The organism is Enterocloster sp. HCN-30185 (genome assembly GCF_037890305.1).
Taxonomy (GTDB): Bacteria; Bacillota; Clostridia; order Lachnospirales; family Lachnospiraceae; genus Enterocloster.
On record NZ_JBBKBT010000004.1, the window covers coordinates 169,031 to 183,549 of the forward strand.

At 46.9% G+C, this 14,519-nt stretch carries 16 protein-coding genes; all 16 read left to right on the plus strand.

All coding sequences use genetic code 11. From position 1 onward, the window contains the following. Nucleotides 1–11: 11 nt before the first annotated feature. Complete coding sequence (locus tag WKT10_RS06540) at nt 12–1,316, plus strand: methionine gamma-lyase family protein (RefSeq protein WP_337433305.1); 1,305 nt, start codon at nt 12–14, stop codon at nt 1,314–1,316. Nucleotides 1,317–1,402: 86 nt separating this feature from the next. Continuing rightward, complete coding sequence (locus tag WKT10_RS06545; protein WP_066548514.1) at nt 1,403–1,654, plus strand: DUF4321 domain-containing protein; 252 nt, start codon at nt 1,403–1,405, stop codon at nt 1,652–1,654. A gap of 49 nt (nt 1,655–1,703) precedes the next feature. Next, the gene (radC, locus tag WKT10_RS06550) at nt 1,704–2,399 is read left to right on the plus strand and encodes a RadC family protein (RefSeq protein WP_340276279.1); all 696 of its coding nucleotides are present in this window, start codon (nt 1,704–1,706) and stop codon (nt 2,397–2,399) included. A 32-nt stretch (nt 2,400–2,431) separates the two neighbouring features. Continuing rightward, a complete protein-coding gene (gene mreC / locus WKT10_RS06555) occupies nt 2,432–3,277 on the plus strand; it encodes a rod shape-determining protein MreC (protein ID WP_066548510.1) in 846 nt (281 codons plus the stop codon). Next, nucleotides 3,274–3,807 carry a rod shape-determining protein MreD gene (mreD, locus tag WKT10_RS06560; RefSeq protein ID WP_096807418.1) on the plus strand — a complete coding sequence of 178 codons (534 nt, stop codon included), beginning with the start codon at nt 3,274–3,276 and terminating at the stop codon, nt 3,805–3,807. The genes mreC and mreD overlap by 4 nt, the downstream gene beginning before the upstream one ends. After that, a complete protein-coding gene (locus tag WKT10_RS06565; RefSeq protein WP_340276282.1) occupies nt 3,800–6,733 on the plus strand; it encodes a penicillin-binding transpeptidase domain-containing protein in 2,934 nt (977 codons plus the stop codon). Before mreD ends, WKT10_RS06565 begins: the two co-directional genes overlap by 8 nt. A 25-nt stretch (nt 6,734–6,758) precedes the next feature. After that, entirely contained in the window at nt 6,759–7,421 is a 663-nt protein-coding gene (locus WKT10_RS06570; RefSeq protein ID WP_337433307.1) for a septum site-determining protein MinC, read from the plus strand. A 118-nt stretch (nt 7,422–7,539) separates the two neighbouring features. Beyond that, complete coding sequence (gene minD / locus WKT10_RS06575) at nt 7,540–8,331, plus strand: septum site-determining protein MinD (protein WP_066548504.1); 792 nt, start codon at nt 7,540–7,542, stop codon at nt 8,329–8,331. Nucleotides 8,332–8,346: 15 nt separating this feature from the next. Then, the gene (gene minE, locus WKT10_RS06580) at nt 8,347–8,604 is read left to right on the plus strand and encodes a cell division topological specificity factor MinE (protein WP_066548502.1); all 258 of its coding nucleotides are present in this window, start codon (nt 8,347–8,349) and stop codon (nt 8,602–8,604) included. Between the two features lies 1 nt (nt 8,605). Next, a complete protein-coding gene (locus tag WKT10_RS06585; RefSeq protein WP_066548495.1) occupies nt 8,606–9,727 on the plus strand; it encodes an FtsW/RodA/SpoVE family cell cycle protein in 1,122 nt (373 codons plus the stop codon). A 21-nt stretch (nt 9,728–9,748) separates the two neighbouring features. Beyond that, nucleotides 9,749–10,144 carry a methylglyoxal synthase gene (gene mgsA / locus WKT10_RS06590; protein ID WP_066548492.1) on the plus strand — a complete coding sequence of 132 codons (396 nt, stop codon included), beginning with the start codon at nt 9,749–9,751 and terminating at the stop codon, nt 10,142–10,144. Further along, a complete protein-coding gene (locus tag WKT10_RS06595) occupies nt 10,144–11,115 on the plus strand; it encodes a D-alanyl-D-alanine carboxypeptidase family protein (protein ID WP_340276285.1) in 972 nt (323 codons plus the stop codon). Before mgsA ends, WKT10_RS06595 begins: the two co-directional genes overlap by 1 nt. Nucleotides 11,116–11,204: 89 nt before the next feature. After that, nucleotides 11,205–11,624 (plus strand): twitching motility protein PilT, encoded by a 420-nt coding sequence (locus WKT10_RS06600; protein WP_066548488.1) that lies wholly within the window; start codon nt 11,205–11,207, stop codon nt 11,622–11,624. A gap of 127 nt (nt 11,625–11,751) precedes the next feature. Further along, nucleotides 11,752–13,158: an HlyD family efflux transporter periplasmic adaptor subunit gene (locus WKT10_RS06605; RefSeq protein ID WP_337932600.1), complete on the plus strand. Its 1,407-nt coding sequence runs from the start codon at nt 11,752–11,754 to the stop codon at nt 13,156–13,158. A gap of 43 nt (nt 13,159–13,201) precedes the next feature. Next, a complete protein-coding gene (locus WKT10_RS06610) occupies nt 13,202–13,903 on the plus strand; it encodes a YggS family pyridoxal phosphate-dependent enzyme (protein WP_317438753.1) in 702 nt (233 codons plus the stop codon). A gap of 35 nt (nt 13,904–13,938) precedes the next feature. Beyond that, the gene (locus WKT10_RS06615; protein WP_066548482.1) at nt 13,939–14,460 is read left to right on the plus strand and encodes a cell division protein SepF; all 522 of its coding nucleotides are present in this window, start codon (nt 13,939–13,941) and stop codon (nt 14,458–14,460) included. Nucleotides 14,461–14,519: the final 59 nt, after the last annotated feature.

Genomic DNA, 14,519 nt, shown 5'->3' on the forward strand with positions numbered 1-14,519 from the left:
GAGTCAGACCAATGGAACAAAATGTATTAACCGGTATGTATGAAACACTGGGAATCAGCAAAAAGGTACTGGATTTTGCTGCAGAGATAGAGGAACATTTAAAAACCCGCTTTCAGGAGATTGATGAACGGGCAGAATTTAATCAGTTAAAGGTAATTCATGCCATGCAGGAATGCCGCGTCAGCGATATCCATTTTGCAGCTACCACGGGCTATGGCTACAATGACCTGGGACGTGATACCTTAGAGGAGGTATATGCGCACGTATTCCACACAGAAAGCGCCCTGGTTCGTCCACAGCTTATGAGCGGAACCCACGCCCTGCATGTGGCTCTTTCCGGAAACCTGCGTCCCGGAGACGAGCTCCTTTCCCCTGTGGGAAAGCCCTATGATACCCTGGAGGAAGTGATCGGTATCAGGGATTCCGTGGGTTCCTTAAAGGAATACGGCATTTCCTACCGCCAGGTGGATCTTCTTCCCGACGGAACCTTTGACTACGAAAATATTGCAAAGGCTGTCAATGAAAAGACAAAGCTTGTAACCATTCAGCGTTCCAAGGGCTATGATCCCCGTCCTACCTTTTCTGTAAAGCAGATCGGGGAGCTGATCGCCTTTATAAAAAAGATCAAGCCTGAGGTGATCTGCATGGTAGATAACTGCTATGGAGAGTTTGTGGAAACCATCGAGCCTACGGATGTAGGAGCCGATATGATCGTTGGCTCCCTGATCAAGAATCCGGGCGGCGGTCTGGCCCCTATTGGAGGTTATATTGCCGGAAGAAAGGACTGTGTAGACCGTGCTTCCTACCGATTAAGTGCCCCCGGCCTTGGAAAAGAGGTGGGCGCCAGCTTAGGACTGAATCAGCAGCTCTATCAGGGTCTGTTCCTTTCACCTACCGTTGTAGCAGGAGCCTTAAAGGGCGCGATTTTTGCCGCCAATATCTACGAGCGTCTGGGCTACGGCGTAGTGCCAAACGGCTCCGAATCACGTCATGATATCATCCAGGCCATTACCTTCGGTACTCCGGAGGGAGTGATCTCCTTCTGTAAGGGAATCCAGGCAGCTGCTCCGGTAGACAGCTTTGTCACCCCCGAACCCTGGGATATGCCCGGCTATGACAGTCCGGTCATCATGGCTGCGGGAGCCTTTGTACAGGGTTCCTCTATTGAACTCAGTGCCGACGGCCCTATTAAGCCGCCCTATGCCGTATATTTCCAGGGAGGGCTTACCTGGTATCATGCCAAGCTTGGAATTTTAAAATCCCTCCAGCAGCTGGCGGATGATGGAGTTGTGTCCCCTAAAAGCCTTGTTTCTTAAGAATTTTTTCAGATGACACCTAAAAAAACTTATGGTAATATGATAAACAGCCCCGTCCTTCGGGGCTTCCTTAGGAGAGTTTGTTTATGGGACGTAAAAATTTCTGGATCCTTCTTATTATGCTCTTAGCCGGAATTGTACTGGGAGGATTTATCGGACAGCTGGCAGATGGTATTTCCTGGCTGAAATGGATGAATTATGGCCAGTCCTTTGGGCTGGATACTCCTTTGGTCATTGATTTTGGCCTTTTAGTCATTACTTTCGGACTTACCATCAAGATTACCATGGCAAGCATTATTGGAGTGGCAGTGGCTCTGTTTATTTATAAAATGATTTAAAAGCTCATCCTGAAAATGTACTTGGAGAGGTGCGTAGTCAGGAGGATAAATGGAAAGAATTACAATGAAGGATCTGCCCAAAGAGCAGCGTCCCTATGAAAAATGCATGGCTTACGGTCCAAAGACGCTTACGGACAGCGAGCTGTTAGCAGTCATCATACGAACCGGCAGCAGTGAACGCACGTCTCTTGAACTGGCAGACGCCATCCTATCACAAAATGCACCGGGAGATGGACTTACAGGCCTTCTGCACTGCTCTCTGGAACAGCTGCAGTCCATCCGTGGAGTAGGTCCTGTAAAAGGAATCCAGCTTTTGTGCATCGGAGAGCTTTCCAGGAGGATTTGGAAGCAGAAGGTAAGCGCAGAGCCTGTGGCTTTTACACAGCCGGATCAGATTGCGGATTATTACATGGAAGATATGCGTCATTTGGAACAGGAGGAAATCCATGTCATGTTTCTGAATACCAAACAGCATCTGATCCGTGATTTCCTTGTTTCCAAAGGAACGGTAAACGCTTCTGTGGTTACTCCCAGGGAAATCCTCATTGAAGGGCTTCGTTGTCTTGCTGTAGGTATGGTTTTAGTCCACAACCATCCCAGCGGAGACCCTGAGCCCAGCCGCTCGGATCGGCTTTTAACCTGCCGGATCCGGGAAGCAGGAGAGGTCGTAGGGATTACCCTGATCGACCATTTGATCATCGGAGACCGGCGGTATTTAAGTTTTCGCCGGGAAAAACTTATATAATCATATAACACATGAAAGAGGAATGAATATCCATGGAATCAAAACGCAGCAAATATATCCTCTCAGGGCTTACCCTGCTTTGTGTCCTGTTGATCGGCATTACCTCCTTAAAGGACGGTATCTTAGAGCCTCTAAGAACCGGTGTGGGGTATTTTCTGATTCCTATTCAGACCGGTGTAAACCGTGTGGGAACAGGACTTTACAATGAGCTTACGGATATTTCACGTTTAAAGACGGCTCTGGACGAAAATGACCGTTTAAAGATCCAGGTGGATCGGCTGACCGAGGAAAATAACCGGCTCCAGGCCCAGCAGTTCGAGTTAAACCGACTGCGCCAGCTATATGAGCTGGATCAGGAATACATGCAGTATAATAAAATCGGCGCCCGGGTGATTGCAAGGGACTCTGAAAAATGGTTTCAGGTTTTTCGGATCAATAAGGGATCTTCCGATGGAGTGGCTGTGGATATGAATGTAGTGGCAGACGGAGGCCTTGTAGGAATCGTTACAGACGTAGGAGCCAATTATGCAACCGTGCGTTCAATTATTGACGATTCCAGCCGTGTAGGCGCCATGTCTGTGGATTCCTCCTATAACTGTATTGTGGCGGGAGATTTAACCCTCTATGAGCAGGGACGTTTAAAGCTGACCGATTTTTCCAAGGATGCTGTGTTAAAGGATGGGGATCAGATCATCACTTCCAATATCAGTACGAAGTTTCTTCCTGGCATTCTGATCGGATATGCGGTGGACGTTACCATTGATCCGGATCATCTGACCCAGTCCGGTTATCTGATTCCCGCAGCCAATTTCGATAACCTCCAGGAGGTTCTGATCCTGACCGATCTGAAAGATGGAGAAGAGGTGGAGAAACAGTGACCAGCGCAAAGGTGAAACAGATTGCGATCAACATCGGCTTTATTATCCTTGCATTTACCGTCCAGAACTGTGTATTCCCCCTGCTTCCCTTTCTGGCGGCAACGCCCAATCTGCTGCTGATCTTAACCTTTTCCTTTGGTTTTATCCATGGAAAAAACGCAGGGATGTTCTACGGCGTGATTTCGGGGCTTTTGCTGGATCTATTCTACAGCGGCTCATTTGGTTTTTATACCCTGATCTATATTTATATCGGTTATTTTAACGGAATCTTTACCCGATATTATTATGAAGACTACATTACCCTGCCTTTAATCCTGAGTGTGGCAAACGGTCTGTGGTACTGCATGTATATTTATATATTCCGTTTCCTGATCCGCGGACGATTAGATCTTCCCTATTATTTTACGAAGATCATGCTTCCGGAGATTATTTTTACAGCCGTTACCACCCTTCTCATATATCGTCTGTTCCTGTCTGCCAGCCGGCGGGTAGAGGACATAGGAAAAAGGAGAGATACCACCATTGTTTGATGAACTGAAAGAAGTTGTAAAGGAATTTTTAAAAAAGCTTTTTTCCTCCCGTCTATTTGCTTTGGCAGTGATTTTCACTCTGATGTACGCAGGGCTCATTGGAAAGCTGTTTGACCTGCAGATTATCCACGGAGATGAATATCAGCAGTCCTATATGCAGCGAACGGAAAAAATGGTTACTGCGCCGGGAACGAGAGGCAATATCTATGACCGCAATGGAAAGCTTCTTGCCTATAATGAACTGGCTTATTCGGTTACGATCCAGGATCTAGGCGATTATCCAAGGCCTGCAGATCGAAATGCCATGATCTACCGCCTGGTGACAATTTTGGAGCGAAGAGGAGAAAAGGTAGAAGGAAAGCTGGAGATTGCCATAAACGAGCAGGGAGAGATGTATTTCACCACCACCTCTAAGGCTTCTCACAAGCGTTTTCTGCTTAATTTTTATGGAATCAGCTCCGAAAAGCTGGATGATGCCAGCGGCCGTTATCCTTCGGACATTACAGCAAGAGAAGCCTTTGAGCTGAAAAAAAGCTCCGGCCGTGACGGCTATAACTTAAACGATATGAAGGATGAAGAAGGCAATCCCTTAGAGCTTACGGATCAGACGGCTCTCGATATGATCAATATCATCTATACCATGAAGCTTACGGAGTACCAGAAATACGAGAGCACTACCGTAGCCACCAATGTAAGCCGGGAGACCATGACAGAGATCCATGAAAATGCGGCTGATCTAAAGGGTGTTTCTGTAGAAGAAAGCTATATCCGTGTATACAATGACAGCCTGTATTTCTCCCCCATTATCGGATATACGGGAAAGGTTCAGGAAGAACAGGTAGACCGACTGAATGAGCAGTGGAGAGAGGAAGAAAATAAAAAGGGTAAAAATCTCACCGAGGAGGATGAAAAATACAACCTCAATGATGTGGTTGGCCGAATCGGCATTGAGCAGTATATGGAACTGGATCTTCAGGGCGAAAAGGGCTATACCAAAATGTATGTGGATAATATGGGACGGCCAAGGGAGGTCATTGAGCAGCAGGACGCCAAGGCTGGAAATGATGTGTATCTGACCATCGACCGGGATCTTCAGATTGCCACCTATAAGCTGATGGAGCAGCAGCTGGCAGGAATTATCACCAAATTCCTTGTAAACGAGGATGTAGATCCTGCCACAGTAAAGGACGGATCTAAAAAGCCGATTCCTGTTAAGAATGCGTATTATCAGTTGATCAATAACAATGTGCTTTCTCTGGAGGCTATGGCTGAGCCGGATGCCTCTTCTGTGGAAAATAAGATTTACAGCACCTATACCTCATCCAAAACACAGATTTTGACAGATATAAAGAATGAGCTTTTAAGTCCTCATGCCAGAGCGATGAATGATCTTCCGGAGGATATGAAAAGCTATATGAATTATATCTACAGTTTTCTGGCTTCCGAAGAAACAGGAATCATCAAGCGTGATAAGATTGATACCAGTTCAGAGGAGTATCTTTCCTGGAAAGAAGGAACCATCAGCCTCAGGGATTATATCTACAGCGGTATATCCGGCAACTGGATCGACACTACAAAGCTGGACTCGGAGAACAAGTATTCCAATGCGGATGACAGCTTTGCACAGCTGGTTGACTACATTTGTGTTCATCTGGAGGAAGATGGGAAATTTACTAAGCGTATGTTCCGCTATCTGATCAATAACGAGGTGATCAGAGGCAGCGAACTCTGTCTGGCCCTCTTTGACCAGGGCGTACTGGAGCCGGATCCCGGAGCACAGGCGGCTTTAGCCGGAGGAGACAGTGTATATGCCTACAACTTTATTAAAAAGAAAATTTCCAATCTGGAGCTGACTCCAGCGCAGCTGGCCTTAGATCCCTGTACAGCCGGAGCGGTTGTGACTGATGTGCGCACCGGAGAGGTGTTAGCCCTCGTTTCTTACCCAAGCTATGATAATAACAAGATGTCAGGCAGTGTGGATGCGGCGTATTTTGCGAAACTCCAGAACGATATGTCCAATCCTCTTTATAATAATGCAACTCAGGCCATCAAGGCGCCGGGCTCAACTTTTAAGCCGATTACTGCCGTGGCAGCTCTGGAGGAGGGCGTGATATCTCTTACCGATACCATTGAGTGTACAGGCTCCTATGATCTGTCCAGCCCGCCTATTAACTGCTGGGTATTCCCGGGACGTCACGGAGTAGAGGATATTGTGACCGGAATCCAAAATTCCTGTAATGTGGTCTTTGCAGAGCTTGGACACCGTTTAAGCCTTACAGAGGATGGAACCTATTCTTCGGAAAAGGGACTTGAGGCAATCCGCAAATATGCATCCATGTTCGGTCTGGATCACACATCAGGTATTGAACTTCCTGAAACAGAGCCTCATCTGACCACAGAGGATCCGGAGCGTTCAGCTATGGGACAGGGAACCAACTCCTACAGTAACGTGCAGCTTTCCCGCTACATTTCCGCTGTGGCAAATCGCGGTGCGGTCTTTGAACTGAGCCTCCTGGACAAGCTTACGGATTCAGACGGAAATCTGATTGAAGATTATACCCCTGAAACCAGTTCACAGATTGAAGCAAAGACTTCTACCTGGGATGCTGTCCAGTCCGGTATCCGCCGGGTGGTTACAGAGGGATCTGCAAAAAGCGTATTCGCAGGCTCCCATGTAGAAGTGGCAGGAAAGACAGGTACGGCACAGGAGGATCGGAGCCGGTCCAACCATGCATTTTTCGTTTCCTTTGCTCCTTATTCCAATCCGGAGATCGCGGTAACGGTCAATATCCCATATGGCTATGCGGGAACCAATGCGGCTTCTCTTGGAAAACAGATCTATGAATACTATTACGGCTATACGAGCTTTGAAGAAATTGTGGGCTCAGGAGCCTTAAGCGCATCAAACAGCTCCGTTGAAGAATGATATCATACAGGAGGAAGGTGATCATATGCAAAACGGGATCGTCATTAAAAGCAGCCGGGCAGGCATGACTGTGCTGCTGGATCCAAATCTCCCCTTTGAGGAGCTTCTTGCCGCTATTGCAAAAAAATTTAAAGACAGCGCCCGTTTCTGGGGGGCAGTTCAGATGACTCTTACACTGGAAGGGCGCAGGCTTACACCTGAAGAGGAGATGGCTGTGGTAAATACTATTACGGAAAATTCACAGATTGATGTGCTCTGTCTTCTGGATACGGATGCCCAGCGGATCGAACGTTGCGAAAAAGCTCTGAATGAAAAGCTTATGGAGCTGAGTGCCCAGACCGGACAGTTTTACCGTGGAACACTCCGCAGGGGAGATACCCTGGAATCAGAGTCCAGCATTATAGTGATCGGAGATGTGGAGCATGGGGCCAGGATCACGGCAAAGGGAAATGTGATCGTCTTGGGCGAGCTAAAGGGTTCTGTGACGGCAGGTGTTTCCGGAAATGCTCAGGCAGTAGTTATGGCCTTTTCCATGATGCCTTTTCAGCTTCGTATCGGAAACTGTCCGATTCCAACAAATGAAAAACACCGCCGGTTCGGCCGAGGAGCCATGATCGCCTGTATCAGGGACGGTGAAATAGCGTTCCGGCCTGTAAAAGGACGATCCATTTTTGGGGATATGGGCTGATATATGTAAAATTTTGCCGAACTGTATTAAATTTTTCTTGAATGGAAAAAAATACTGGTAAATTCACAAAATTTAATGTACAATAGATGGGTAAAGTTCATTTTTTCAGGAGGTCTATATGAGTGAAGTCATTGTGATTACTTCTGGAAAAGGCGGGGTAGGCAAGACGACTACTTCTGCCAATGTGGGAACAGGACTGGCCGTTCTGGGAAAGAGAGTGGTATTGGTTGATACCGATATCGGTCTGCGCAACCTGGACGTGGTGATGGGTCTTGAAAACCGCATTGTCTACAATCTTGTAGACGTGGTAGAAGGAAACTGCCGTATGAAGCAGGCCCTGATAAGAGACAAAAGATATCCAAGCCTTTACCTTCTGCCCGCGGCCCAGACAAGGGACAAATCCTCGGTAAATCCGGAGCAGATGGTTAAGCTGACAGAAGACCTGAAGGAGGAGTTTGATTATATCCTTCTGGACTGTCCCGCAGGAATTGAGCAGGGCTTTTACAATGCCATTGCAGGAGCGGGACGGGCTCTGGTGGTGACCACTCCCGAAGTTTCAGCCATTCGCGATGCAGACCGGATCATCGGCCTGCTGGAACACGCGGGCATTACTGAAATCGGGCTGGTAGTCAACCGGATCCGGGCGGATATGGTACGCCGGGGAGACATGATGTCTTTAGAAGATGTACGGGATATTTTAGCCGTGGATATCCTTGGCGCTATTCCGGATGATGAAAACATCGTAGTCTCCACCAATCAGGGAGAACCCTTGGTAGGAATAGGGTCCGCCGCCGGACAGGCTTACCTGAATGTATGCCGCAGGCTCTTAGGGCAGAATATCCCCATCGAATCCCCCGGCGAGGCCAGAGGCTTTCTTGTAAGGCTGGCCCGGGTGCTGAAGCGGGCATAGGAGGGGTGAAACAACGTGAAGACCAGACGTTCCAAAGATACGGCCAAATTCCGGCTGAAGCTTCTCCTTGTGGCAGATAAGGCAGGCTGTTCGCCGGAACTCATAAGGCTGATCAAAAATGACATGATCCGTGTCATTTCCAAATACATGGAGATAGAAAAGGACAATGTCCGCCTTTTGATGGACACAGACGGTTCCGCCTCCTGCCGGGGGCTGCCGGTGCTCCAGGCAGATATACCCATACGCTCCATTTCCAATAAGGGGCTTTACTGATATGCTTTTTGATTATGATTTCAGAAATTACAGCTTCCGGCTTCTTGCCTATATGACAGCTTTAAGCGTCATTGGCATACTGGTTGTGCGCAGTGCCACCAATATGGATTCGGAAGCAGTGACAAAACAGATGTTTGGCATACTGGCTGGCATGGCTATTGCTGTTTGTCTTTCACTGGTAGATTACCATAAGATACTGAATTTCAGCACGGTCATTTATCTGATCTGCATCGGAAGCCTTCTGGCCGTGCTGTTTTGGGGCAGATCCGTCAATAATGCAAAACGCTGGATCGAGGTTCCTGTTTTGGGACAGCTCCAGCCCTCGGAATTTGTAAAGATTGGCCTTATCATCACCTTCTCCTGGTATTTTATGAAATATCAGGAGAAGGTAGACAAGGTTTCTACCGTGGTACTGGCGGCAGCGCTTTTTGCCGTTCCGGCCATGCTTATATTTGAACAGCCAAACCTTTCTACCTGTCTCGTTACTGTGGTGATCGTGTTGGGGATTGTGTTCGCCAGCGGCATCAGCTACCGCTGGATCGTGGGGACACTGGCAGTTGTCATCCCTATGATTGCGACAGGCGTGTACCTTCTTCTTCATGGTATGATCCCGTTTATTAAAGAATACCAGGCGGGACGTATCTTAGCCTGGTTTTACCCGGAGCAGTATGGAGAGGCACGTTATCAGCAGAATAACTCCATTATCGCGATCGGTTCCGGTCAGCTGCATGGAAAGGGGCTTTACAACACTACGATTGCATCTGTAAAAAACGGTAATTTTCTTTCGGAGGAGCAGACTGATTTTATCTTTGCCGTTATCGGTGAGGAGCTTGGTTTTATCGGCTGCGCCATCGTGATTTTGCTGTTTTTACTGATTGTATATGAATGTCTTATGATGGCAGCCAGGGCAAAAGATATGGCCGGCAGGCTGTTATGTACCGGTATGGCTACGCTCATTGCATTTCAGAGTTTTGCCAATATCGCAGTTGCTACAGGTATTTTTCCCAATACCGGACTTCCGCTTCCGTTTATCAGTTTTGGAAGCAGTTCGCTGATCAGTATTTTTATTGGTATGGGGCTTGTGCTCAATGTAGGACTGCAGCGGGTACCACGACACTACTAATTCCTAAGGAGGGGTCTGAATATGACAATTGGCTTAATTGCACATGATGCAAAGAAAAAACTGATGCAGAATTTCTGCATCGCATACAGAGGGATTTTAAGCAAGCATTCTCTGTATGCCACCGGAACAACCGGAAGACTCATAGAAGAGGTTGCAAATCTTAATATTCACAAACATTTGGCTGGTCATCTGGGCGGGATTCAGCAGATGGCGGCTCAGATTGAGCATAACGATATGGATCTGGTTATTTTTTTGAGAGATCCCCTGATGCCCAAGTCACATGAGCCGGACGTAAATGATGTAGTCCGTCTCTGCGACACCTACAACATTCCGCTGGCTACCAATCTGGCGACTGCGGAGCTTTTGATCAAGGCTCTTGACAGAGGTGATATGGAATGGAGAGAGGTTGACAGATAATGAAGCGGGGGTATGTCAGAGCTTGGAGTGCCCTCATATTGGCTGCTTCTTTGTGTCTTGGAGGCTGCTTTGGCGGCTTTTCTGATGCGTATTCTCTGAAAAAGCGCCTTCCGGCGATTGCCTTGGCAGGTTCAGAGGAAGAAGTCATGGAAGGTTTCGCCTCAGATCTCTGCGTTGTATCCGATGAGAGTGTCTTTGACCCGGATTTTCTCACCTCTGAGGCGGGAGCGCTTTTTGATCTGAACGGCTATCAGACGCTTTACAGCAAGGATGCCTTTGAGACCATGTATCCGGCCAGTATTACAAAGGTAATGACTGCTCTGGTGGCGATCAAATACGGCAATCTGGAGGATCAGGTAAAGGTTACGGATGAAGCGGTAATTACAGAGTCAGGCGCTACACTCTGTGGCATTAAGCCGGGTGATACCCTTACGCTGGAGCAGCTTCTCTATGGTCTTATGCTTCCGTCTGGAAACGATGCGGGTGCAGCCATTGCGGTTCATATGGATGGCAGTATAGAGGCATTTGCAGACCGGATGAATGAGGAAGCGAAACGTCTGGGCGCAGTGGACAGCCATTTTGTAAATCCGCACGGACTTCATGATGAGGATCATTATACCACAGCCTATGATCTCTATCTGATATTCAACGAGGCCTTCAAATACCCCCAATTTCGGGAGATTATTGAGGCGAAGGCGTACACGGCAGATTACATTAATGGGGCCGGAGAGAGTGTATCCAGAACCTGGAAATGCAGCAACCAGTTTATCACAGGGGAACGGGATACGCCGGAGGGAGTTACCGTGTTAGGCGGAAAGACGGGTACCACAAAAGCAGCCGGCTATTGCTTAATTATTGCATCAAAGGATAATGCCTCGGAAGGAAATTTTATATCTGTTGTGCTGAAATCGGACAGCCGCGCCCATCTTTATGATAATATGACAAATATAATTTCTAAAATCGTCAAATAGTGATTGCGTTCCGCATGAATTTGTACTATAATCAAGGTAATCTTAATTGATTTTTTATACAACATATATAACTCAAGGAGGAGATAGGTATGGTTCAGATTATTGCAGGAAAAAAAGGTAAAGGCAAGACAAAACATCTGTTAGACATGGCCAATGCAGCAATCAAGGGAGCCAGCGGCACCGTTGTATATCTGGATAAGAGCGCTCAGCATATGTATGAGCTGAACAACCGGATCCGTCTTATCAATGTGAACGAATTTCCGATCACACACAGCGAAGGATTTTTAGGATTTATCTGTGGCATTCTTTCTCAGGATCATGATCTTGAGACTATGTATCTTGACAGCTTCTTAAAGCTGGCGTGCTTAGAGGGAGCGGACATTTCCGAGACCTACGAGACATTGAAAAAACTCAGTGACAAATATCATGTTACTTTCGTATTAAGCATTTCCATGGACGCGGATGAGCTTCCGGAGAATGCAAAGGGTGATGTGATTATTTCATTGTAATGATACATATTCTGTGATAAAATAGCAGACAGAACTTAGGCTGCCTGCCGCACGAGGTTTTGAAGTACGCCTGGTGCGGAGGGCAGCTTTTTTACGAAACAAGACTTTAAAAGGAGAGCCGTTATTCATGGCCAGTAAAAAGCACAGAAAAAACAGAAAGATCATTCCTTACCGGCGGCCACGCAATGATATCGGCAAGCTGATATTCGGTGTTATCTTTCTGTATCTTCTGATCAATATTTTTATCTATATGGGACATGAAAAAATCCAGTTTTATGAGGTGGCAGAAGGCGGTATTGTAAATGACCGTCCCTACACAGGACTGATCCTGAGAGAAGAACAAGTCTATAATGCGGATAACAGCGGGTATATCAACTATTACCTACGGGAAGGCAAACGTGCCTCCGTAGGTTCCAGGGTTTATTCTCTGGACGAAACCGGCCGCCTGGATTCCCTTTTAAAGGAGCATGGGGTTGAGAATCAGACGCTCAGTGATGAAAACCTGGCTGATTTAAAAAAACAGCTGTCCTCCTTTGTTACCAGCCGTTCGGACGAGGATTTCGGGGCGATTTATGATGCCCGTTATACCCTGGAAGCGGCAGTGATGGAGTATTCCAGCTTCAGTGCTCTGGATCAGCTGGATCAGATTGCCAGGGAATCCGGCATTGTCTTTGAACAGGTGGTATCGCCTCAGTCAGGTGTGGTATCCTATGGCTTTGATTCCTATGAAAGTCTTAAGCCTGAGGAAGTGGAGACGGCATCTTTTGACCGGTCTGCCTATACGAAAACCTTTCATAAATCAGGAGATCTGATCGAGAGCGGAACACCTGCCTATAAGATTGCAACTTCTGAAAACTGGTCGGTTGTATTCCCTCTTACAGAGGAGGACAGGGCCCTCTATGGGGACAAGTCCTCGCTTGAGGTGGAATTTAAGGATCACAGTATTGAAACCACCGCTTCTTTTTCCATTTTTACGGGAAAGGACGGCTCTGTTTTCGGTAAGCTGGATTTTAATAAATACATGGCACAGTTTATCACAGACCGTTTTGTGAATTTTGAGATTCGCCAGGATCAGGCAAAGGGGCTTAAAATCCCTGTCAGTGCAGTAACTGAGAAAAATTTCTATCAGATCCCAAGAGATTTTGTCACTCAGGGCGGGGACAGTACAGACAGCGGTGTAAATAAAGAAATCTATGATGCAAATGGAACAACAGCTGTCTTTACCCCTATAGAAATCGGCTTTGATGATGAAGAATTTTATTATATTGCTGTTCAGGAGGACGGCCCCTTAAAAGCCGGCGACTATATTGTAAAGCCTGATTCCCAGGAGCGGTTCCAGGTGGGAAGTACCAGGGCTTTAAAGGGTGTTTTTAACATTAACAAGGGATATACCGTATTTAAAGAAATTGAAATTCTGGATTCCAACAGCGAATACTATACCATAAAAAAAGGAGCAAGCTACGGTTTGTCTGTATATGACCATATTGTGCTGGATGCCTCTCTGGTTACGGAAGGCCAGATCCTGTATCAATAGGATCGCTGTTTTAAATCAGGATTTGACAGAGGAGGATGAAACGATGTCAGAGATAAGAGACAATCTGGAAATAGTAAGAAGGCGTATCGAGGAGGCCTGCCAAAGAGCGGGAAGAGATGCGTCCGAGGTAACGCTTATTGCGGTAAGCAAGACAAAACCTGTTCCCATGCTTGAGGAAGCTTATGAGGGAGGAGCCAGGGATTTTGGTGAAAATAAGGTTCAGGAGATCCAGGCAAAATATGGCAGCCTTCCTGATGATGTGCGCTGGCATATGATCGGACATCTGCAGCGCAACAAGGTTCATCAGGTTTTGGGAAAGGCCGTCCTGATCCATTCTGTGGATTCCCTGCGCCTTGCCAGACAGATTGAGGAGGAGGCTGCAAAAAAGAATATGGAAGTGGATATTCTTTTGGAAATCAATGTGGCAAAAGAAGAGAGCAAATATGGCTTTTTTATGGAAGATGCCGAGGCGGCCATACGGGAGATCAGCACCTTCCCTCATGTGCATATCCGCGGATTGATGACAATTGCGCCATTTGTTGAGAATCCAGAGGAAAATCGGGAAATTTTTAAAAAATTATATGAATTTGCTGTTGACATAGGTAGGAAAAACATTGATAATGTTACTATGGATGTGCTTTCTATGGGTATGACCGGAGATTATGAGGTCGCTGTTGAGGAAGGCGCTACCATGGTAAGGGTCGGCACCGGTATTTTTGGTGAGCGGCATTACGGCGCTGTGTAAGGCAGCGTTGATAGAGAGGAAATGGAGAGAGTAAAATGAGTCTGTTAGGTAAGTTGATGGATACCATGCGATTAAATCCTGAAGAGGAGGGTGAGGATTACTACCTGGACGATGACTTTGAAGATGAGCCGCCTAAAAAGAGCTTTTTCTCAAGGAAGAATACTGCGGATGATGAAGAGTATTACGATGAACCTCAGGACAAATCCCGTTTTCTGGGACGTCCTACGCCAAAGGTGGTTCCCATGCGCCGTTCCGGTATGGAGGTTACGATGGTAAAGCCTACCTCTATGGACAGTTCCAAGGATATCTGTAATTACCTTTTATCTGGAAAAGCAGTGGTTCTTAATATGGAAGGAATCCACATGGAGGTAGCACAGAGGATCATTGATTTCGTATCCGGAGCTGCTTATTCCATGGATGGCAATCTTCAGAGAATTTCCAACTATATTTTCATTGTAACCCCTAATTCTGTGGAGCTGTCCGGTGATTTTCAGGACATGCTGGCAGCCGGTGATGTGTCCGGTATGGAGATGGCAGGTATGACCATTCACATTTAAACTACATAGGGACAGGATTTGCGGAGGCTGCTGCCACTGGGAGAATTTTATTTCCTGCA

Excerpts from the sequence above, each read along its gene's own strand:
- mreC (WP_066548510.1), top strand. The coding sequence starts at position 2,432 with ATGGAATCAAAACGCAGCAAATATATCCTCTCAGGGCTTACCCTGCTT.
- WKT10_RS06540 (WP_337433305.1), top strand. The coding sequence starts at position 12 with ATGGAACAAAATGTATTAACCGGTATGTATGAAACACTGGGAATCAGC.
- WKT10_RS06615 (WP_066548482.1), top strand. The coding sequence starts at position 13,939 with ATGAGTCTGTTAGGTAAGTTGATGGATACCATGCGATTAAATCCTGAA.
- WKT10_RS06545 (WP_066548514.1), top strand. The coding sequence starts at position 1,403 with ATGGGACGTAAAAATTTCTGGATCCTTCTTATTATGCTCTTAGCCGGA.
- WKT10_RS06595 (WP_340276285.1), top strand. The coding sequence starts at position 10,144 with ATGAAGCGGGGGTATGTCAGAGCTTGGAGTGCCCTCATATTGGCTGCT.
- WKT10_RS06585 (WP_066548495.1), top strand. The coding sequence starts at position 8,606 with ATGCTTTTTGATTATGATTTCAGAAATTACAGCTTCCGGCTTCTTGCC.
- WKT10_RS06610 (WP_317438753.1), top strand. The coding sequence starts at position 13,202 with ATGTCAGAGATAAGAGACAATCTGGAAATAGTAAGAAGGCGTATCGAG.
- radC (WP_340276279.1), top strand. The coding sequence starts at position 1,704 with ATGGAAAGAATTACAATGAAGGATCTGCCCAAAGAGCAGCGTCCCTAT.
- WKT10_RS06570 (WP_337433307.1), top strand. The coding sequence starts at position 6,759 with ATGCAAAACGGGATCGTCATTAAAAGCAGCCGGGCAGGCATGACTGTG.
- minD (WP_066548504.1), top strand. The coding sequence starts at position 7,540 with ATGAGTGAAGTCATTGTGATTACTTCTGGAAAAGGCGGGGTAGGCAAG.
- WKT10_RS06605 (WP_337932600.1), top strand. The coding sequence starts at position 11,752 with ATGGCCAGTAAAAAGCACAGAAAAAACAGAAAGATCATTCCTTACCGG.
- mgsA (WP_066548492.1), top strand. The coding sequence starts at position 9,749 with ATGACAATTGGCTTAATTGCACATGATGCAAAGAAAAAACTGATGCAG.
- WKT10_RS06600 (WP_066548488.1), top strand. The coding sequence starts at position 11,205 with ATGGTTCAGATTATTGCAGGAAAAAAAGGTAAAGGCAAGACAAAACAT.